The organism is Glutamicibacter sp. NPDC087661, from assembly GCF_044743275.1.
Classification (GTDB): domain Bacteria; phylum Actinomycetota; class Actinomycetes; order Actinomycetales; family Micrococcaceae; genus Glutamicibacter.
The window spans coordinates 56,170-77,554 of record NZ_JBIUWE010000003.1 but is presented as its reverse complement, the minus strand read 5'-3'; the positions used below and the strand labels follow the sequence as shown (position 1 = coordinate 77,554).

The following is a 21,385-nucleotide window of genomic DNA, read 5'->3' as shown; positions in this document are numbered from 1 at the left end:
AATGAAAACCGCTGAAAAATCAGCAGAGCGACACATCGTGGACAGCGGGGTCGGCATCCAAATGACCGGCCTTGGTTATTCCCCCGCGCCGGTCACCGGTACCCGTCTCGCCACTGGCCTAGGTCTGCTAGCCGCCTTAGCGGCAGCGGTACTGCTGGTGGGTGCTTGGCACCTCACCCAGGGGACCTCTGGTATTGGTTTGGGTGAACTGCTACGCGCACTCACCGGAGATGACACCCGTATCGGAGGGGTGGGAGCCGCCGAGATCTTCACCGGCTCCCGGCTACCGCGCCTCTGTGCGGGTGCCGCCGTTGGTCTGGCTTTGGGGGTAGCAGGTTCACTGCTCCAATCCGTCACCCGCAACCCGCTGGCCTCGCCGGACACATTGGCTGTCACCTCAGGTGCATTCTTCGCGTTGAGCGTGGCTGCTGCCTTGGGAATAAGCATGTCCACGCTGGCTTCCAGCACTCTCGCATTCGCTGGCGGGCTGCTCGCCGCCGGGATCGTATTGGCTATCTCTGGGCGCAGCGCGGGAACCGCCACCACCCGGTTGATCCTCGCTGGCTCAGCCATCGCCATGGCGTTGGAAGCAGGCAGCGGAATCATCTTGCTGCTGTTCAAGGAAAATACGACTGGACTGTATGCCTGGGGTTCAGGGTCGCTGGCCCAACTAAATCTCGATGCATTCTTGCGCAGTCTGCCAGTGATCTTGGTGGTGCTGGCCATCTGCCTCTTGCTCTCTCGCCGACTGGATGTCCTGTCCTTGGGTGATGAAAACGCTGCGGTGCTCGGCATCCCGGTGCGCTCAACCCGCACTCTGGCCGTCCTTTGTGCTGCGCTGCTCACCGGCGTTTCCGTTTCGCTGTCCGGCCCGATTGCTTTTGTAGGGCTTGGCGCCCCCGTGCTCGCCCGACTGCTGTCGCGCCGCCTGGTAGTGTTGCGCCGTCAACTGTTCTTGCTCCCCGCCACCGGCCTGATTGGTGCGCTACTGATCCTGCTGGCCGATGTTTCGCTTCGTGCCTCGCTCGGTGCGCAAGGTGCGGCTTCCATTCCTACTGGAGTTCCCACCGCGATCCTGGGTGGCGTGCTGATCATCATCTTGGCAATGCGACTGCCCGAAGCTTCCAGCTCTCGCAACCCGGTACAGGTAGCAAGCAAATTGCGTAGCAACCGCCGATTCATTCTCACCATGACGCTGGGATTCAGTTTGCTGTTGGGAGCGGTGATTCTAGGCCTTTTGGCCGGGAGCATGTTACTCAAGCTGGGAGATCTCGCCTTGTGGTTCCAGGATGATGCGCCCAAGCTCATTGCCCGCGCCTTCTCCGAACGTGCACCACGGACCAGCGCGGCGCTGGGTGCCGGAGCCGCCTTGGGACTGGCTGGTTGTTTGGTGCAGGGCGCCGTGCGCAACCCATTGGCCGAGCCCGGAATCCTGGGTATTACTGCGGGGGCAGGGCTGGGCGCGGCTGTAGTGGTCACCGCCTTTGGCGGTTCCCGCTCGCTACTGGTGATTTTTGCGGTGATTGCCGGGCTCGCGACCTTCGCTGCCATCACCGCCCTAGCCTGGCGTCGAGGATTCTCCCCTGAACGTTTTGTGCTAATCGGCATCGGTGCAGGCTACACGCTCTCTGCGGTCACCACCTACCTGCTGCTGAGCATTAATTCGTGGGAAACTCCGCGCATCTACACCTGGCTGTCTGGCTCAACTTATGGACGTCAGTTCGCAGACGTGTTACCTGTTCTGACGGTGTTGGCATTAGCTCTTCCGGTCGTACTGCTCATGGGACGCAAACTGGACCTGCTAGCCATCGACGAAGACCTGCCCCGGGTGCTGGGCGTCAAGACCATTCGCATCCGATTAGTCTCATTGTCCATTGCCGCGCTGCTTGCGGCACTCAGCGTCGTGGCCGTAGGTGTGGTTGGCTTTGTCGGACTCATCGCCCCGCATCTGGCGCGGTCGTTGGTGGGTTCCCGCCATCACCGGGCGATCCCGGTGTCCATGGTTTTCGGAGCCTTGCTAGTTTGCCTGGCCGATACCTTGGGCCGTACCGCAATCGCGCCGGCACAGATTCCCGCCGGTCTGATCGTGTCGTTGCTCGGCTCCCCGTACTTCATTTGGCTTTTGTACCGATCACGCGGCTAGGTGTTAAGCGAGGATCCTAACCGACTCCGCCTCCACCCCACCTAATAGTAAGGAATCATGGCGAAACGCTCTGCCCGGCAAACGAGAATCCAGGCCTTTGACCCCGAGCAGCACCCGGCGCAACTACGGCATCTGGGTTCCATATCAGGTCCGTGGGAAAGTCTCATGGCAACGGTCAACGCTCGGCTGCTCACGATACAGTCATCAGATGCCACCATACTCGGTGCCGCATTGCTTACCGCCCGTTCGGCGACTGCATACGTGAAGATCTCTGGGGTTCTTGCCCGCGACACAGCTGCATATGAAGAGCTCGTCCGTGCGGTGCTGGACTATGCCAGGGAAAAAGATCTGGCCTGCGTGAAATGGGAAAGCTGGTCGGGAGAACCGTGGCTAGCAGACCTGGCTGAACAAATGGGTTTCCAGTCGTTGCCTGCTCCACGCTTCACCACAGATGCTTCGGTATCGATTCCAAAATTCGGCTATGTGCACTGGTCACATCCAGCCCGATATCTGCGTACCTCGCACTACCAGCAAAGCGAGAACTTCACCTGCGCGGCGGTTTCCGCGCTGGCCGCGCACGGGGAAACGATGAGCATTGCAACGATGGATCGCCTGCGTACCGCCGAGTTGTTACTGTGGCGTCAAGCGACTAATTTCATGGCTTGCGAACCCGTGGGGCTCGGGCTGGCCATCGCTGAGCGCTGGCCAGCAAGCTCAGTTCAGGTGTCTTTGGATACCGATAAGCCAGTAATCGTCGACTATTATCCCGAGGTTGAACGTGGTTGGCGGGGCATCTTGCAGGCTGACTCGCGCCGCCGTGCAGAAGCTACCGGGTTGCCGGTGACCTCTATGCGTATGGAAATCTCACAGATTCACAAAGTATTAAGTCAGGGTGCCCGCGTCTTGTTGCTGGTGTCATTGCAGCAGATGCTCGGCTACGATGTTCCGCACTGGCTACTCTGCCATGGAACGGCTGGTTCCACGGAACGTCCCGTCATTCTCATCGAGGACTCTTGGGTCGATGTTAGTAGCGGGGAGAGCTGGGTGGATGCTACCTGCCTACCGATAGCTTTCCAGCAACTAGAAGCAATGTCTTGTCTCGAGTCAGATGGCTATCGAGCTGCGCTAATTCTGACTGAGAGTGCTCAGTAATCACCAATCAAGTTCGTCAATGACAAAAGAATTCGACACCCATCCAGAGACATCTTTCAACTCCATGGTTGCGAGAAGTCTCGCCGGGCACCGCTCCCCAGCCGAGAATCCTTGAGAACTCACTAGTCCTAGAATCTCCCAACTATGTGTCGCACTAATATCGTTGGATCATGCGGGCCCCATTAGTCGCGAGAGGCTTTTCAAGGACTCCATAACCAGTCTCTTCGGATCCCCTCGCGGATCAATCAAGGCTAAGGCCGCCGATCGCCAAGTCCAGGGCTTCCTCGTCATTCGATTCCGCTGCGATGACCACTGGATTCATCACGAGCTATTCGGTGCTCTGGTAGGCCGGCCCGAATTCGATACAGCCCTCGACGCGATACTTCCCCGATGCTACTCCGGTGATCACGAACTTGGTTTGGGAGGAACGCTCGAACTAGATAACAATCGAACTCTCCGACGAAGTTCGCGAATACAACCTCGAGCTGCGGGCCTCTGGCTTCGACGGCAGTGACGCCGATCCGAGATTGCCGGTGGGCCCCATGGTTTTCACCGTCATGGTAAATTCGACCCCAATGCAACTAGGAAGCCTGCAAGAACGCAATAACGAATCCATCGCCAAATGCCAATCCAACGGAAAGACTTTAACAGACGCCCACTAGTGCAAATATCAGAGCTGACCTCAGATCGCCCCCACGCTGTTCCGGTCGAAGGTATACCTTGGCAGAGTAACATCCGAGGAGAAAAGGAATGCACAAAGGGCTGTTGCATTTCAGTCAACTCGACCGAACGCATTCAAGCGCGGAGAGTGGCATGGCTTGATCCAGGCACGTCGTCCTGCCGCAACTCATTCGCCCAGCAACCTATGATTCCTGTCGAATTCATGAACTGCCCGCCCTGGTTCCTGGCCGTACAGACGTCTTGCTCATTAGCTGGGTTTCCAGTCAACTGAGGCCGCACAGATGGCGATTTCCGGAGGACAGAATCAAGTCGCACGCTGCTTGGGTTGCGCGAATCTCCCACCGTTGATTCTGCATAACCCCTAGCAAACCCACTCAAAACCAACTAAAGCCAAATATTCCCCGGATTTTCACTTGACGATGCCACACAATCGGGCATAAAGTCATGGAAACACAGATCAATGTGTTGCAGGTCATGAGGAATTGCGGAGGCAAGAATGTTCGCCGAAGAACGACACCGGCTGATCGTTGAGCAGTTGGAAGCTGACGGGAAAGTAACCGTCGCCCAGCTCGCGCAGCGCTTCGATATCACCCGGGAAACCGTGCGGCGGGATCTGGCCCAGCTGGAATCCGAGAACTACCTGCGCCGCGTCCACGGCGGAGCGGTCACCATCACCGAAGCCAGCACCCGCGAGGAAAGCTACGTGGTGCGCACCGCCATCCATTCCGAGTCCAAGGCCCGCATCGCCCAGCGCGCCCTGAGCCTGCTTCCAGTCTCCGATGCCTCGGTCATCATCGACGCGGGAACCACCACGGAAATCCTGGCCGAGCGCATGCTCAAGAGCACCGCGGGCACCGGACTGGTGGTCATCACCCACGCCCTGCCCATTGCCTCGGCCCTGGTCCACAGCCCGGATATCGCCTTGGAGCTGATCGGCGGGCGGGTCCGCGGCATCACCGGCGCCTCCAGCGGGGCCCGCACCGTGCAGGAGTATTCCCAGTACCGGGCCGACATCGCCTTCATCGGCACCAACGGGCTGCATGCAGGATTCGGCCTAAGCACCCCGGACCCGCTGGAAGCTGCCGTCAAGCGCGCCCTGGTCGCCAGTGCCCGCCGCGTGGTGCTGCTGGCCGACGAATCCAAATTCGACCAGGAAACCCTGGTCTGCTTCGCCCGGCTCGAAGACATCGACACCCTGGTCACCGACCAGCAACCCGGCACTGAACTTGCCGCTGCGCTGGAAGCGGCGGATGTCGAGGTGGTGATCGCATGATTATCACTCTGACCGTCAACCCGGCGCTGGACAAGACCATCGAGCTAGGCGCGCCACTGGCCCCCGGCGCCGTGCAGCGCGCGGCTTCCAGCCACGTCCAGGCGGCAGGCAAGGGAGTGAACGTCTCGCGCGCCATTGCCGCGGCCGGTGTTCCCACCCTGGCAGTGCTGCCCGGAGCCGGCACCGACCCGCTGATTACCGCGCTGTCCCGCGACCAGCTGGCGCACCGGAACCTGCCGATCACCGAAGCGCTGCGCACCAACACCACCCTGACCGATCCCGATGGCACCACCACCAAGATCAATGAGCCAGGCCCTACCCTGGACGCCCAGCAGCTGGCCGATCTCGGCGACCTGGTCGCCGAGGCCGCCGCCGGCGCCAGCTGGATGGTGATGGCCGGTTCGCTGCCGCCGGGAGTTCCTGCCAGCTTCTATGCGCAGCTGACCGCAAAGCTGAGGGCGGCCCTGGGCGGGAAGTGCCCGAAGATCGCCGTGGACACCTCCGGCGCACCGCTTCTGGAGCTCTTCGCCCACAGCCAGCAGCACATCCCGGATCTGGTCAAGCCCAATGCCGAGGAGTTGGCGCAGCTGGCGGGCGGCTACGGCGAGGCGGCACTGGAAGGCTCCCGCGAGCTGGCCACCGGCTGCGCGCAGCAGCTGCTGGACCGAGGCGTCGGCGCGGTACTGGCCACCCTCGGGGCGCAGGGCGCACTGCTGGTCACCAAGGCCGGTGTCTGGCACGGATCGCACACCCCGATCACCCCGCGCAGCACCGTGGGGGCTGGCGATTCCTCGCTGGCCGGCTACCTGCTGGCCGATGCTGCAGGGGCCAGCGCCCCTGAACGGCTGCGCAATGCCGTCGCCTACGGGGCCGCCGCCACGCAGCTGCCCGGCTCCACCATCCCGACCCAATCCGATCTCACCGTTGGCGCCGTCACCGTCCACGAACTTACTTCAACGCAAGGAACCGAGTCATGAGTGAACTAATCACTGCAGAGCTCGTGCTGCTCGATGCCGACCTGGGCAACAGCACGAGCGAGGTCATCGAGAAGCTGGCCCTGCTGGTGGCCAACCAGGGGCGCGCCACCGACGCCGCCGCCCTGGCCGCCGATGCCAAGGCCCGCGAAGCCAAGACCGCTACCGGGGTGCCCGGAGGCATCGCCATCCCGCACTGCCGTTCGGCTGCGGTGACCGAGCCGACCCTGGCCATGGCCCGCCTGGAACCGACGGTGGACTTCGGCGCCAAGGATGGCGAAGCCGACCTGGTGTTCTTCATTGCCGCCCCCGATGGCGCCGACCAGGCCCACCTCAAGCTGCTCTCCAAGCTCGCCCGCGCCCTGGTGAAGAAGTCCTTCACCGCCTCCCTGCGGGCAGCAGCCAGTGAAGCCGAGATCGTGGAACTGGTGCGCGCGGTGGTTTCCGATGCTCCGGCCGCGGCTCCTGCCTCCCTTGCTCCGGCCGCCCCCAAGAAGAAGTCGATCGTCGCGGTCACCGCCTGCCCCACCGGCATCGCCCACACCTACATGGCCGCCGATTCCCTGGCCCAGACCGCCGAGCAAATGGGTGTCGGCTTCGCGGTGGAAACCCAGGGTTCCTCGGGTTCCACCCCGCTGGACCCGGCGGTCATCGAAGCCGCCGACGCCGTGATTTTCGCGGTAGACGTCGATGTGCGCGACCGCGGCCGCTTCGCCGGCAAGCCGGTGATCCAGGTTCCGGTCAAGCGCGGCATCGACGAGCCGAAGAAGCTGATCAATGACGCCATCGCCGCCTCCGAAGATCCCAAGGCGCGCCGCGTTCCCGCCGGTGCCGCCGCATCCGGCGAGGAATCCGGCGGCAGCGAATCCTTCGGCGCAGGCCTGAAGCGCGCGCTGCTCACCGGCGTCTCCTACATGATCCCGTTCGTCGCCGGCGGCGGCTTGCTCATCGCGCTGGGCTTCCTGCTCGGCGGGTACTCGATCAGCAACGTGGCCGATGGCGTGCTGGGTTCCAGCACCCTGTTCAACTTGCCAGGTGCCGAGATCATGGCGCAGCTCGATACCCCGTTCGGTCCGCTGGGCGCCTATCTGGGCGCCGTCGCGTTCAAGATCGGTTCCCTGTCCATGTCCTTCCTGATTCCGGCGCTGGCAGGCTACATCGCCTATGCCTACGCCGACCGTCCGGGCATCGCCCCGGGCTTCACCGCGGGTGCCGTGGCAGGCTTCATGGGTGCCGGATTCATTGGCGGCATCATTGGCGGACTCATCGCTGGCCTGGCCTGCCGCTGGATCAATTCCTGGACCGTGCCACGCTGGCTGCGCGGGCTGATGCCAGTGGTCATCGTGCCGTTGCTCGGTTCCATCATCGCTTCGGGCCTGATGTTCCTGTTCCTTGGCGGGCCGATTGCCCAGCTCACCGAAGCCCTCAACGGCTGGCTGGCAGGCATGTCCGGCACCGCGGCGGCGATCCTCGGCCTGGTCCTGGGCCTGATGATGGCCATCGATTTGGGCGGGCCGATCAACAAGGTCGCTTATTCCTTCGCGGTAGCCGGCTTGGGCGCCGGTTCGGTGGCCGAGAACCCGGCCCCGCTGATGATCATGGCAGCCGTGATGGCTGCCGGCATGGTTCCGCCGCTGGCGATGGCCCTGGCCACCGCGGTGTCCCCGAAGCTGTTCACCGGGGCGGAACGCGAAAACGGCAAGGCGGCCTGGCTGCTGGGTGCCGCGTTCATCTCCGAAGGCGCCATCCCCTTCGCCGCGGCCGACCCGCTGCGCGTCATCCCGGCCTCCATGGTGGGTGCCGGGGTCACCGGCTCGCTGATCATGAGCTTCGATGTGCTCTCCCAGGCACCGCACGGCGGCATCTTCGTCTTCTTCGCGATGGACAGCACCTGGCCGATGTTCCTGGTGGCCACCGTGATCGGCACGCTGGTTTCCGCGGCGCTGGTGATCATCCTGAAGAAATATGTCCGCAAGGCCCCCGCACGGGCCGCTGAAGAGGCAAAGGCCGCAGCATGAGCCAGAAATTCACCGGAGTAGGCGTCAGCGCCGGACGGGTCATCGGATCCGTGCGCCGCATGCCCGACCCCATCCTCCCGCCCGCCGACGGCGCGCCCCTGCCAGCAGGTTCCAGCGCGGAAGCCGAATCCCTGCGCCTGGCCGAGGCCACGCAGGCGGTCGCCGCGCAGCTCAAGGAACGCGCGGCGCAGGCCACCGGCGATGCCCAAGCCGTGCTCAAGGCCACCGCGCTGATGGCCAGCGACCGCACGCTGCTCAAGTCGGCCACCAGGCTGGTGGCATCGGGCACCTGCGCCGAATCGGCCATCTGGGAGGCCGCCGACGCGGTCGCCACGCAGCTGTCGGCCCTCGGCGGCTACATGGCCGAACGCGCCGGGGATGTGCTCGATGTGCGCTCGCGCATCGTCGCCGAGCTGCGCGGCGTGCCCGCCCCGGGCATCCCGGACTCCGACCAGCCCTTCATCCTCGCCGCGGTGGACCTGGCTCCGGCCGATACCGCGACGCTGGATCCGGCCAAGGTCCTGGCGCTGGTCACCTCCGATGGCGGGCCGCAATCGCATACCGCCATCATCGCGCGCTCGCTGGGCCTTCCTGCCATCGTGGCCGCTGCCGGCACCACGGCGCTGGCCGATGGGGACCATGTCTTCGTGGACGGCATCGACGGGCTGGTCATCACCGGTCCCGGCGAGGCCGAAGAGCACCTGGCCGCCACCTACGCCAACCGCGAGGCGCTGCCGGAGTTCTCCGGCACCGGGCAGCTGCGCGACGGGCACCGCGTGCCGCTATTGTCCAATGTCGGCAGCGGCGACGACGCGCAGCTGGCCGCCGCGGCGGGCGCCGAGGGCGTGGGCCTGCTGCGTACCGAGTTCTGCTTCCTGGGCAAGGACAAGGAGCCTTCCCATGACGAGCAGGTGGCAGCCTACGGTGCGGTCTTCGCCGCCTTCCCCGGCCGCAAGGTCGTGGTGCGCACCTTGGATGCGGGAGCGGACAAGCCGCTGCCCTTCCTGACCGATGCCAGCGAGCCGAATCCGGCCCTCGGCGTGCGCGGCTACCGCACCGACCTGTCCAGCCCGGGCGTGCTCGAACGCCAGCTGCAGGCCATCGCGCAAGCCGCCGGCGAGCACCAGGCCGAAATCTGGGTGATGGCGCCGATGATTTCCACTGCGTCCGAAGCGCAGGAATTCGCGCAGCTGGCCAAGGCCGCTGGCCTGGCCACCGCCGGGACCATGATCGAGGTCCCTTCGGCGGCGGTGCTGGCAGGCCAGATCCTGCAGCGCTGCGATTTCGTCTCCATCGGCACCAACGACTTGACCCAGTACACCATGGCCGCGGACCGCCAGCTCGGTGCCCTGGCCGAGCTCAACGACCCCTGGCAGCCGGCAGTGCTGCACCTGGTGGCCGCCACCGCCACCGCCGCCGGTGCGCAGGCGGCCGGCGGCAAACCCGTCGGGGTGTGCGGCGAAGCGGCCGCCGACCCGGCGCTGGCCGTGGTGCTGGTGGGCCTGGGCGTGGACACCCTGTCCATGAACAAGCGGGCGTTGGCACCGGTTGCCGCGGTGCTGCGCACCGTGGACCTGCCCACTGCGCAGCGCCTGTCCCAGCTGGCCTTGGACGCCGAGTCAGCCGAGGCGGCACGCACTGCCGTGCGCGCGCAGTTGGGCGAGCTGGACCGATTTGGCCTCTAGGCCCCCCGAATTTACCGCAATCAACCGTTCAATAGATCCTGAAGGAGCCATCATGGCAGAACGTACAGCAATCATCGGCAGCCGCGTCGGCCTGCACGCCCGCCCGGCAGCCATCTTCGCCGAGGCCGCGGCCGAGGCGCCGGTCGAGGTCACCATCGCCCTTCAGGGCGAGCCCGTGGACGAGGCGCTGGACGCGTCCAGCATCCTCTCGCTGATGGGCCTGGGCGCGGAATACGGAACCACCGTAGTGCTGCGTGCCGAGGGCGAAGGAGCCGAAGCTGCCCTGAAGCAGTTGGCGGCCATCCTGGAAACCGACCACGACGCCGAGTAGCACGAAGCCGAGCTCCGGGGACCACGCGCCATCGCGTGGTCCCCGGAGTTATTTAATTACCATCCACTGATTGACAAAGCTCAATCAGTGGATGGATGATAGTTCCTACGCACTACCGCAGGAGCTTCCATGAGCGCGCTCAAAACCTCTGCACTGCGCCTCATCAAGCCGTTCGCCTACCGCGACTACGCCCTGCTGGCCAGCGCACTTGTCCTCTCCACCTTCGCCGCCGGCATGTGGGCCGTGGCAATGGTCTACCAGGTGCGCCAGCTGGGCGGCGGGCCCATCCAGCTTTCTGCCGTGGCCACCGCCAGTGCCGCCGGGCTGCTCTGCTTCGTGCTGCTCGGCGGGATCATGGCGGACCGCCATTCCTGCCGGCGCATCGTGATGCTGGTCGAGGCGCTGTCGCTGGCGGTCATGGGCATCACCGCGGTGCTGGCCATGGCCGGTGCCCTGGAGCTGTGGCACCTGATGCTCGCCGGCTTCTGCGGCGGGGCCGGGTCGGCCTTCTTCTACCCCGCCTACTCCGCACTGCTGCCCAAGATGCTGCCCGCCGAGCAGCTGCTGGCCGCCAACGGATTGGAAGGGACAGCCCGGCCGGTGGTGCACACCGCCCTGGGCCCGATGGCCGCCGGATTCGTGGTGGCGGGACTCTCGCCGGCGCACGCCATCGTCGGCATCTGCGTAATCCACCTCGCGGCGCTGCTGATGCTGCGCCGGATCCCCAACCGCCAGGCGTACAGTGCGCCAGGCCCCGTTGACGGCCAGGGACAGCCGGGGATGTTCCGGCAGCTGCGCGAAGGCATCGGCTACACGGTGCGCACCCGCTGGCTGCTGTGGACGCTGCTGTTCTCGGTCATTTCGGTGTTCACCTTCATCGGGCCCTTCGAGGTGCTGCTGCCCTTCATCGTCAGCGGCAACCTGCACGGGGACGCGAAACTGTTCAGCTTCGCACTGGCCTTCTTCGGCCTCGGTTCGGCGATCGGCTCGCTGCTGGTCGCGTCCGCGAAATTCCCTCGGCGCTACTTGAGCTTGATGACCGCCTGCTGGTGCCTGGGCACCTTGCCCCTGGCCCTGGTGGGCTACGTCGATGCCGCGTGGATGCTCTTCGCGATCCTGCTGGCCTTCGGCATCACCGACGCCGTGGGCATGGTCATCTGGGGCACCTTGCTCCAGCGCCGGGTTCCCGGACACCTGCTCGGGCGGATCTCCAGCCTGGATTTCTTCGTTTCGCTGGCGCTGATGCCGCTGTCCATGGCGGCGGCGGGACCTTTGACCCAGGTGCTCAGCTTGCAGGCGATATTCGTCATTGCCGGCCTCGCCTCGCCGCTGTTCGGAATCATCGCATGGTGGGCCGGGAAATTTGCCCGCGACGAAATAGCGCATCCGCTCTCGGACCCCGTTCCGGCGGAGCTGGACGGCGAGCGCAGTTGACCGGTTGCGACCAGCTGGCGCTGGGCCGGCACTGATCAAACTCCCAGCAGATTTTCGCGTGTAGTTCCCGGGCACGGACCGGGCATGACGGGAAGGTGGAAGGATGACTTCTCGATTGCCCGACATGGCGCGCCTGGCCCTGTTGGCGCTGTTGGCGCTGGGCCCGGCATTCCTGGTTTCCTGTTCCCCTGCACCAGCGCCTGCTCCCGATGCGCAGCCCACGGGCTCCGCGGCAAGCGAACAGGTGGATTGCGCCGTGGCTCGATGCGTGGCGCTGACCTTCGATGACGGACCTGGCCAGTACACCGGGCGGCTGCTCGACGAGCTGAAGGCCGCGGATGCGCCAGCCACCTTCTTCATGGTCGGGAAGAACATTGCCAAATACCCCGACGCGGTCAAGCGCATGGCCGCCGAAGGCCACCAGCTGGGCAGCCATACCTGGGACCATGCGGATCTCACGACGCTGACCAGAGAACAGATCCAGCATGAGCTGGGATGGACCAGCGAAGCGGTAGAAAAGGCCTCCGGCCACGAGCCCACCGTCTTCCGCCCGCCCTATGGGAATCACGGTGCCGTCTATGACCGGCTGGTGCCCTACCCGTTGGTGCTGTGGGATGTTGACACCCTGGATTGGAAGCACCACGATCCGGAGAAAACGGTGCGCATCGCCATGGACGAAGTCCATCCGGGCTCCATCATCTTGATGCATGACATCCATGAGAGCTCAGTCAAGGCACTGCCGGATCTCGTGGAGAAGCTGAAGGCCGAGGGCTACACCCCGGTCACCGTGGACCAGCTATTCAATGGCCAGCTGGAGAATTCGACGGCCTATGCTTCGGCTCCTGCTCCCGGCGCGACGAAATAGTCTTGCGCCGCGCAGGTGCTCAGGGGGCCTGCTCTGCGTACAGCCGCAGCTGGTCCAGCTTGTCCCCTTCGCTTTCGCGGATATTTGCCGCCAGCTCCTCGCACTGCTCCACCGTCAGATCCGGGTTGATGATTGCCACCTGCAGCACTACCTCGGTATGCCCCGCGTCGTCCTTCAGGTCGTAGCGGTAGGAGAGCCCATCGGGATTCTCCGAGGTGTGCAGGATCAGCAAGCGGTTCTCGATCAGGTCATGGACGCGATACACGCGTTCATGGCCGGCAACGCGGTATACCAGCTGGGTGCCGACCTTGAGCTGCGGGTCGTCCGAATGCATGGAGCCGATCCCATGGATCCACAAGGGTGTTGCTGCCCAATCGGTAAGCAGCTCCCAGACACGGTGCACCGGCAGGTGAATGACCACGGTGCTCTCGAAAACGCTGAACTGGCTCATATCCGCATAGTGCCACCCTCGGCGGCCAAATGGAATAGCTTCATGGCTGTTGGCATGCAATCCGGTTTCCGGCCGCCTGCAGCAAAGGCCGGCACCCAGCGCGCGTACGCTGCTGGGTGCCGGCCCCTGGGCGGCAGAAGGCTTACCAGTCTTCTTCGTCGTCGCCATCCGCCTCGGAGATACCGAGTTCCGGCTCATTCTCGAGGTCGAAGTTGTACCAGGCCTCGGTGAAGTCAACCATCGCATCCAACGCGTCCTGCGCATCGGAATCCAGGGCTTCCAGCGCCTCTGGGCTGTTGAGCACTGCGGTCACCGCGAGGAATGGGTGATTATCGAAGTAATCGGTGGGGGTGGCCTCCCCATTGAACGTCAAGTTCTCGCTCTGAGCGAAGAGGTCGACGTACTGAGCCACTGCCTCGGGCAGACGGCTCAGATTAATGCCAGTCAGGGACTCATTGTAGATTTCAGCAGTTGCGTCAGCCCACTGCTCAATGAGCTCTTCGCTCATCTGTGCCATCAGATTATCCACCTCGTGGTTGGGGTTCTAGTGCTCACGGGATTCGGTAGCAATTCATCTTATTTCTTCAGCGGGCGCGTGCCAAGACAGAATGGCCCAAGGGGTTGTGATCTTTTCCGCGAAGATTGCTGCTCACTGGTTCGGGATGCCGGCAGATGGGATATCGGGCATGTCCGGCAGGGAAGGGATCGAGTATTCGCGGGGCTGCGAATCCCGGGTTTCCAAATCGTTGAGCTGATTCAGCACGTCTTCGTCGATGAGGCTATCCTGGCTTGGAGTCCGGGGCCCAGGGGTCGAATCCAACGAACCATCCACCCCAGATACGAGCAGCCCCAGCGAAGCAGCTGCGGCAAGCAGTCCGGCGAACAGATGCACTCCGATGAAATACAGGCCGCCGATATTGCCGCGCAGCATGGCCCAGTTCCGGTTTTTGGCCGAGGAGCTGACAGCCAGCCCGTAGGCGAAGGCATTTTCCTTGAACCCCAGGCGGACTTGGGCTGCCAGCAAGGAGACTCCGGGTACCAGCAGTCCGGCGGCCACCGATCCGGCTGGCACGGCAGCGATCCTGCTTTCATTGGCCAAGCAAATCCCTAAGAGCACTAGCTGGATGAGCGCCAGGCACGCCCGCTTCCAGAAGCCAGCCGCGTGCAAGCCGCTGCACCGGACCAGGTACCGGCGTTGCTCGTGGCGGTCGGAGCCCTTTCTTGGCGGGCCAGCATTTTCTTGCAGGATCCACAGTGCTCCTAGCTGGCTTGCCAGCACACCGAGCAGCATCACGATGATGCCAGCCACCGGCAGGAAACAGCCCAGGGCCGCTCCGCTCGTGCTCAGGAGCCAACCAATCCGGTAGGAGCGAATAGCTCGGGGCAGTTTGGGGAAGCGCGCATCAATGTCCTTGGCGTAGCCGGCGGGCAACGACCTGGCCGCCTTGCTGTACGCCTTCTTGTTCCACCATCCAAAGAGCCCGGCCACGATGGCAATGGCGGCAATCGCCAGCAGTGCCCCGGTTCCACCAGCCCGCTGCCCCAGGGCGGCGGCAACTGCCAGCACCGGAGTGAAAAGCCAGAACCGATTAGCGTAGGCAGTTTGCTTCGCAACGAAGGTTTCCGCGTAGTCCTGATGCAGGCCTTCGTTCATCGGATCCATGGATATCAATCCACGCAGCACATCGCCTTGTTCCCCGACGATTTTTTCGCCATTGCCGATACTTCCGGCCGCCCGCAACAGCCCCTGGTGATTGGGGTCGATCTGCAGCCCGGATTGGAGGAATCCGAGAGCCGCCAGGTTGTCATCTTGGGCTTCGGCAGCAATTGCCGCGCCCTGGTAGTAATCGGGGTTCCCCGGCTCCAGCCGAATCGCGTGCTCGATGGCTTGGCGGGCCAGCACCCTGTCATCGTTGCTCCGAATATCGCTGAGCGTGATCATGCTCAGCCAGTAGTGCCCGTTGCCGTATTCCGGTTCCGTTTCGATTACCTGCCGGATCGCCAGCAGCGCCTCCTCCCGTCGATGCTGGCGCATCAGGGCGATGGCCAGGCACTCCCCGGCCACCGGGTTGGCAGGATCCAGATTCAGCCCGGCTCTGGCAGCGGACTCCGCTTCGGCCCACTGCTTGAGGCTCAAATGGCATGACGAATAGAGGATCCAGAAGGCAGGGACCTGATGGTGCTCGTTGAGGTTATCCTTCAGCAAGGCAATCGCTTCGGTTTCCCGTCCGATCGCCAGGTGGTGGGTGATCCGGTGATGCAGTCGCTCGAATTCCATGCGGTGTACTCCCCCGGTGCTTTCTAGAGCATGTTCTGCGAAACCAGATACTCGGATAAATCATCGTAGCGGCCATGCTGGTTGCTGAAGCGCACCACATTTCGCGCGGATTCCAGCCACGGCAAAGTCGACGCCTTGATTTCCGCCAGGGCAGTTCTGATATGGCCCATGTCCAAGGGGAGAACCTCGTTGCGCTCGATGGATTGCATCATTGCCTTCTCGGCGGCAGTGGTGCACACGTGCTCCAGGTCCGCGCCCGAGAATCCGTCGGTCTGTGCCGCAATCCATTCCAGGTCGATTCCGGCAATCGGGCGGTTCTTCAGGTGGTACCGCAAGATGGACTCACGTGCCGGCGCGTCCGGCGGAGTCACCAGCAGGGTCCGGTCCAACCGGCCTGGACGCAGCAGTGCTTCGTCCAGATCCCATGGGTGGTTGGTAGCCCCCAGAACGTAAAGGCCATCGTTGTTTCCCGCAAGCGAATCCATCTCGATCAGCAGCTGATTGACCATCTGGCGCATCCACGCGCCCGATCCAGTCAGCGAACCGCGGCGGATGCCGATGGCATCAATCTCATCGATGAAGAGAACCGTTGGAGCATTCTTGCGGGCCTGGTCGAAAATCGCCTTGAGCCGCTTTTCCGTTTCACCGATGTAGGAGTCAACCACATCGGTAATGGTGACAGACATGAAATTGGCTTTCAGCTCACCGGCCACCGCGCGAGCCAGGAAAGTCTTGCCGCATCCCGGTGGCCCATACAGCAGCAGCCCGCCGCGCAATGATTTGCCAAAGGCCTTGGCAATTGCGGCGTTGCGCATCGGTGCCAGGAAGGATTCGTGCAGGCGGTCCTTGACCGCCTGCAAGCCACCCACATCATCCAGGGTGACACCCTTTCCGGCCGGGTTCTCGATGGGAGCTTCCGGGGCATCGGACCCCGCATCTGAGCGCAGTGGGACCCGTCCTTCAATAAAGGGCGCCGGCAGCGAACTGCCGAGTTCCTTGGAACCCGCTTCCCAGTCGTAGCCTGGTGGCGTATCGTTCTGCTGGTTTCCAGCCGGCGCGGCATCCGCTGCGGGTTCGACGGGCGCCTGCGGGGCCATCGCTGCCGCCATCGACGCGCTGATCGTTCCAAGCCTTCCCAGCGCGGACGCGTTCCCCGGATCCTGCTGCAGCACGATGCTGACATGGGACAGCGCTTCGGCGGATCGACCGGCACCATCGAGCTGTTCAGCCAGGTGCAATCGCAGGGCATGGTCGTCCGGCGCTGCTTCTACGGCCCGGAGAAGGCTAGCAATAAGGGCATCGTTCATTCTAGGGCCGCTCCACGGTTGAAGGTCTCGGTCTGTTGCCTCTGCTGGTTAAAGCATCCAGCGGGTATCGCTAGAAACGATACCCGCTGGAATTATACGTCGCAGACCCGACTGTTCGCTGAGCGCACCCAGTGCCTAGTAGGCCTTGACTCCCTGCTCTACCACCAAATGGATCAACGCGAATTTCTTGTTTTCGTCAATGGCCTTCAGCGCATTTTCCAGGGCAGCCGGGACATCTGAATCATTCTCGACGCGGACGCCGAACCCGCCGAAGGACTGCGCCATCAGCGCGAAGTCGGGGTTGGCCAACTGGGTTCCGGAAACCCGTTCCGGGTACTGGCGTTCCTGGTGGGTGCGGATGGTGCCGTACTGCTGGTTGTCCATGACGATCACCAGCGGGGTGGCGCCGTACTGGGCAGCGGTAGCCAGCTCCTGGCCATTCATCAAGAACTCGCCGTCACCTGCGATGGTCACCACGCGGCGCCCCGGGTAGTTCAGCGAAGCGGCGACGGCGGAAGGAATCGAGTAGCCCATGGAACCGTTGCGTGCCGAGAGCATCGAAGCGTAGCCGTTGGTTGGGAAGTAGCGGTGGGCCCAGTTGGTGTGCTCGCCAGCGCCGAAGGTCACCAGGGCGTCTTCGGGCAGGGATCCAACCAGATTAGCCATCATGGTCGCCATCCTCGCCTGGCCCGCGGAAGGCTGCGCTGGTGGAAGTTCGGCGAACTTCTCCTGCTCGCCGCGCATCCGGGAAGTCCACTCCTTCCAGGATTCCTTGACCGGCAAATCCATCAGCAGCAGGTCGCGAACGAAGACATCGGGCTTGGCGACAATCTGGTGCGATACCGGGCCGGAACGTCCGCGCAGCGACGGGTCGATGGTGACCAGGAAGTTCTTCTTGTCCCAGTTCTGGCGGACATTGAAGCCGTCGGTGATGACGTCGCCTGGAACCGTGCCGACGAAGATCAGCAGATCAGTCTCTTCCAGCAGGTCATAGGTCGGCTTGGGGCGGCCGTAGCCGATCGGGCCAACATAGGATGGCGAGTTGAAAGGCACGGTACCCTCGCAACGCCATTCGGCAGCGGCTGGCAGGTCGTGTTCCTCGAGCCAACGAGTGAAGTCCGCTGCGCCTTCGTGGGACCAGTCGTTGCCGCCGAAAATGAACAGCGGCTTATCCGCTTCCTGCAAGGCAGTATTCAGCGCCTTCCAGTCGGTCACGGTCATGCCGCCGGTAGCCACCGGGATTTCCGGATGGACTTCGGCGGAAACTTCGTTGCGGATGATGTCTTCTGGCAGGCCGACGACCACCGGGCCCGGGCGTCCGGACATGGCAGCGAACATGGCCTCGGCGACGACTTCGCTGGCGCGATCGGCGTGGTCCAGGATCATCACGCGCTTGGCGCCGGTGCCGAACCATGCCTTGGGATCGAATTCCTGGAAGGCTTCCTTTTCACGGTGCTCGAACGGGATCAGCCCCACGAATAGCACCAGCGGGGTCGAATCCTGCCATGCGGTATGCAGGCCGACGTGGGCGTTGGCAGCTCCCGGGCCACGGGTCACCATGGCAATGCCGGGGCGCTGGTGCATCTTGCCTTCGGCTTCGGCCATGTAGGTGGCTCCGCCTTCGTGGCGGCAGACCACGGTTTCGATTGGCGAGTTGTGCAGCCCATCAAGGACATCCAGGTAGCTTTCACCCGGCACCACGTAGGCGCGTTCCACGCCGTGCGCGGCAAGCGTGTCGACAATGACGTGTCCGGCCGACTTCTTTGTCAGGCCCTGACCATTTTCACTCATCTTCTAGGCGTCTTTCTGGTTTCGAGAAATCGTCTGACGCAACGGCGGAGAAAACGGCCCTGCTGGCCAATGATGCAACGCTGCGTCAACGTGAAACAGTACTAAACAAGCTGCGATTGCACACATTGCCGATCGAATGCTACGCATATGTGACACGATGCCGTATGTGAATCATATTTGAGTGCAAAATGTCTAGAAAGTTTCACTGAATGGAACGGTTTGCTTCGTCACATTGCGGCTGGCCAGAGCAGTGCGGTGGGCAATGTTCGCGATTTCCATTGATCGGCAGCGCCAGCGCTAGTAGCCTGTGATGCAACAAAAGTTTACTTAAGGTAAGCGCTGCTTTTATCCGGACATCGAGGTTCTCCATGGAATTCATCAACGGCGCGATTGTCGCCGCCTACCTGGCCGCAATGCTGGCCTTTGGCTGGTGGGGCAAATCCCGCACCAAGAACAGCAGCGACTATCTGGTGGCCGGCCGGCGCCTGGGCCCCTTCCTCTACACCGGAACCATGGCGGCGGTGGTGCTCGGCGGAGCCTCGACCGTGGGCGGCGTTGGCCTGGGCTACAAGCACGGGATCTCCGGCATGTGGCTCGTGGTGGCTATTGGCGCAGGCGTGATCCTGCTGTCGCTGGCTTTCGCCCCGACGCTGCAGAAGCTCAAGGTCTTCACCGTTTCGCAGATGCTGACCCTGCGCTACGGCAGCGCGGCGGCAACCAATACCTCCGGCATCGTCATGCTGGCCTACACGCTGATGCTCTGCGCCACCTCAACCAGCGCCTACGCCACCATTTTCGTGGTGCTCTTCGGCTGGGAGAAATGGCTGGCCATCGCCATCGGCGGCGCCATCGTAGTCATCTACTCCACTATCGGCGGCATGTGGTCCATCACCCTGGCCGACCAGGTGCAGTTCGTCATCAAGACCGTCGGCATCTTCGCCCTGATGCTGCCATTCTCCATGAATGCCGCAGGCGGCATGGATGGCATCCGCGAGCGCGTGGGCGCCGAATTCTTCAGCTTCACCGGCATGGGGCTGCAGTCGATCATCACCTACTTCGTGGTCTACACCTTGGGCTTGCTGATCGGCCAGGATATCTGGCAGCGCGTTTTCACCGCCAAAACCCCGAAGGTCGCCCGCTGGGGCGGGATGACCGCCGGCATTTACTGCATCTTCTACGGTGCTGCCGGCGCACTGATTGGCATGGCCGCGAAGGTGGCGCTGCCGAACATCGCCGGCGCGGCGGATAACAAGGACGTGGTTTATGCCGAGGTCGCCACTCAGTTGCTGCCCGTTGCGGTGGGCGGATTGGTCATGGCCGCGGCCGTGGCCGCGATGATGTCCACCGCCTCCGGTGCGCTGATCGCCGCCGCCACCGTGGCCCGCACCGACGTCACCCCATTTGTCGCCAGCTGGTTCGGCAAGCACTTGGAAGTGAATACCGATGAGAACCCGGAGCATGACGTGCGCGCAAACCGCATCTGGGTCATGGCCTTGGGCGTCGTGACGGTCGCGCTGGCGATCTTGGTGGATGACGTGGTCGCAGCATTGACCATTGCCTATGACATCCTGGTGGGCGGATTGCTGGTGGCAATCATCGGCGGCCTGCTGTGGAAGCGCGGCAACGGCCTTGGCGCTACGGCCTCCATGGCTGCCGGATCGATAGCTACTTTGGGCACCATGATCATCTTGGAGATCCAGGCCGAGAACAAGTTCGACGGCGTCTATGCCAATGAGCCGATCTACTATGGCCTGATCGCTTCGGCAGCAGCGTTCATTGCTGTTTCGCTATTGACCAAGTCGACGGACCGACAGGTGATTGAGCACTGGAACCTGCGGGTTGCGGGCAAGATCCAGGACGCTCCGATCAATGCCACGGCACAAGAGCCTACGCTCTAGTCCGCCAGGAATACCGAGTCGAGCAGATAGATTCGAGCCCTGTGCCCAGCGGTGAAAACCGCTGGGCACAGGGCTCGTTTGGTTCATCGAGCTTCAGTTCTTGGAACCGGCGCCCCATTTTGCCGCTGGCGCTTCCCACGAGGATAGGGCATCCAAAAGCGCTTCCGGTTCGCTGGCGACCACCAATGAGTCACGGAACTTCGGGGCCAGGAACCCCTGATCCGTCATGTGATCCAGCATGCTCAGCAGCGGCTGCCAGAATCCGTCGACGTCCAGGAGTGCTACCGGTTTTGCGTGGATTCCAAGCTGTTGCCAAGTCCATACTTCAAAGAGCTCTTCCAACGTTCCGGCGCCACCAGGCAGGGCGACAAAACCATCAGCCAGTTCTGACATGCGGTGCTTGCGAGCATGCATGTCGGGCACAACTTCCAAGCTCGTTAATCCTGGATGCGCCAGTTCACCATCAACCAGGACCTGCGGCATAACTCCGAAAACGTCTCCACCGGCCGCTCGGGCAGCATCAGCAATTGATCCCATCAGGCCTACCCGTCCGCCGCCGTAGACGATGGCTCGACCCGAGGCAGCAACAGTGCGCGCGAAGTTTTCTGCCGCCTGCTCATAAATAGGTGAATTGCCCGAAGCGGAGCCGGTGAAAACTGCCAGCCTTCGAATCTTTCGGTGCTGGGCGGCCAAGACTGGGAAGACCACGTCTTTGAGCAAAGGAGCGAGCTCATCCAGTTCCGCTAATGGGTCAATCCACCGCAGCTGTTCAATTTCGGCCAGAGGTTCAGCAATCGGTACCAACGGATGTTCAAATACGGTGGCTTGAACGCTATGCCCTTCTTCGTTAGCCGCCGGGGCCGTGAAGGTTCCAATGAGACGCAGCAATGCTGAATCCAAGCTCACTCCCAGCTCTTCGCTCACTTCTCGCATCGCTGCATCAATAGCCGCTTCCCCTGGCTCTGGCTTGCCACCAGGGAACATGAATGATGCCGTACCCCGTTTGCGGACTGTCAGAACCTGCCCCGCATCGTTTCTGAAAATGACGGCGCTGACAATAATCTGTTCTGGCATTCGAGTTCCTTCTTGGTACATCCGCATACT

Annotated in this window: 16 protein-coding genes; 10 read left to right on the top strand and 6 right to left on the bottom strand. The window is 62.9% G+C overall.

The features are described 5' to 3' along the window. Position 1 precedes the first annotated feature (1 nt). The 9 genes from ACIOTN_RS09655 (at position 2) to ACIOTN_RS09615 (ending at position 12,556) form a co-directional block, all read left to right on the top strand. Positions 2-2,143 carry an iron ABC transporter permease gene (locus tag ACIOTN_RS09655; RefSeq protein WP_402735230.1) on the top strand — a complete coding sequence of 714 codons (2,142 nt, stop codon included), beginning with the start codon at positions 2-4 and terminating at the stop codon, positions 2,141-2,143. Between the two features lie 165 nt (positions 2,144-2,308). Continuing rightward, entirely contained in the window at positions 2,309-3,295 is a 987-nt protein-coding gene (locus ACIOTN_RS09650; RefSeq protein ID WP_332595360.1) for a peptidase C39 family protein, read from the top strand. A 1,177-nt stretch (positions 3,296-4,472) separates the two neighbouring features. Further along, the gene (locus ACIOTN_RS09645; protein WP_402735229.1) at positions 4,473-5,249 is read left to right on the top strand and encodes a DeoR/GlpR family DNA-binding transcription regulator; all 777 of its coding nucleotides are present in this window, start codon (positions 4,473-4,475) and stop codon (positions 5,247-5,249) included. Next, on the top strand, positions 5,246-6,226 hold the full coding sequence (locus ACIOTN_RS09640; protein ID WP_402697482.1) for a 1-phosphofructokinase family hexose kinase: 981 nt from the start codon (positions 5,246-5,248) through the stop codon (positions 6,224-6,226). Before ACIOTN_RS09645 ends, ACIOTN_RS09640 begins: the two co-directional genes overlap by 4 nt. Continuing rightward, complete coding sequence (locus tag ACIOTN_RS09635; RefSeq protein ID WP_402697480.1) at positions 6,223-8,241, top strand: fructose-specific PTS transporter subunit EIIC; 2,019 nt, start codon at positions 6,223-6,225, stop codon at positions 8,239-8,241. Before ACIOTN_RS09640 ends, ACIOTN_RS09635 begins: the two co-directional genes overlap by 4 nt. Beyond that, on the top strand, positions 8,238-9,926 hold the full coding sequence (gene ptsP, locus ACIOTN_RS09630; RefSeq protein WP_402735228.1) for a phosphoenolpyruvate--protein phosphotransferase: 1,689 nt from the start codon (positions 8,238-8,240) through the stop codon (positions 9,924-9,926). The genes ACIOTN_RS09635 and ptsP overlap by 4 nt, the downstream gene beginning before the upstream one ends. 52 nt (positions 9,927-9,978) lie before the next feature. Then, positions 9,979-10,257, top strand: a complete 279-nt coding sequence (locus ACIOTN_RS09625; protein ID WP_402735227.1) for an HPr family phosphocarrier protein — start codon at positions 9,979-9,981, stop codon at positions 10,255-10,257. Between the two features lie 129 nt (positions 10,258-10,386). Continuing rightward, entirely contained in the window at positions 10,387-11,691 is a 1,305-nt protein-coding gene (locus ACIOTN_RS09620) for an MFS transporter (protein WP_402735226.1), read from the top strand. A 103-nt stretch (positions 11,692-11,794) separates the two neighbouring features. Continuing rightward, on the top strand, positions 11,795-12,556 hold the full coding sequence (locus ACIOTN_RS09615) for a polysaccharide deacetylase family protein (protein ID WP_332488359.1): 762 nt from the start codon (positions 11,795-11,797) through the stop codon (positions 12,554-12,556). A 19-nt stretch (positions 12,557-12,575) separates the two neighbouring features. Here the strand turns inward: ACIOTN_RS09615 and ACIOTN_RS09610 are convergent, their stop codons facing one another. The 5 genes from ACIOTN_RS09610 to ACIOTN_RS09590 form a co-directional block, all read right to left on the bottom strand. Next, positions 12,576-13,007 carry an SRPBCC domain-containing protein gene (locus tag ACIOTN_RS09610; protein WP_166650869.1) on the bottom strand — a complete coding sequence of 144 codons (432 nt, stop codon included), beginning with the start codon at positions 13,005-13,007 and terminating at the stop codon, positions 12,576-12,578. 142 nt (positions 13,008-13,149) lie between these two features. After that, a complete protein-coding gene (locus tag ACIOTN_RS09605; RefSeq protein WP_105657927.1) occupies positions 13,150-13,524 on the bottom strand; it encodes a hypothetical protein in 375 nt (124 codons plus the stop codon). Positions 13,525-13,656: 132 nt separating this feature from the next. Further along, a complete protein-coding gene (locus ACIOTN_RS09600) occupies positions 13,657-15,285 on the bottom strand; it encodes a hypothetical protein (protein WP_402735225.1) in 1,629 nt (542 codons plus the stop codon). Positions 15,286-15,308: 23 nt separating this feature from the next. Further along, complete coding sequence (locus ACIOTN_RS09595) at positions 15,309-16,592, bottom strand: AAA family ATPase (RefSeq protein ID WP_105657925.1); 1,284 nt, start codon at positions 16,590-16,592, stop codon at positions 15,309-15,311. Between the two features lie 135 nt (positions 16,593-16,727). After that, the gene (locus tag ACIOTN_RS09590) at positions 16,728-18,383 is read right to left on the bottom strand and encodes a thiamine pyrophosphate-dependent enzyme (RefSeq protein ID WP_105657924.1); all 1,656 of its coding nucleotides are present in this window, start codon (positions 18,381-18,383) and stop codon (positions 16,728-16,730) included. 368 nt (positions 18,384-18,751) lie between these two features. Here ACIOTN_RS09590 and ACIOTN_RS09585 point away from each other — a divergent pair, with 368 nt between their 5' ends. Beyond that, a complete protein-coding gene (locus ACIOTN_RS09585; protein WP_388024616.1) occupies positions 18,752-20,281 on the top strand; it encodes a sodium:solute symporter in 1,530 nt (509 codons plus the stop codon). A gap of 93 nt (positions 20,282-20,374) precedes the next feature. On the opposite strand, the gene ACIOTN_RS09580 is transcribed toward ACIOTN_RS09585, so the two are convergent. Further along, positions 20,375-21,355 carry a TIGR00730 family Rossman fold protein gene (locus ACIOTN_RS09580; protein WP_388024617.1) on the bottom strand — a complete coding sequence of 327 codons (981 nt, stop codon included), beginning with the start codon at positions 21,353-21,355 and terminating at the stop codon, positions 20,375-20,377. Between the last annotated feature and the right edge of the window lie 30 nt (positions 21,356-21,385).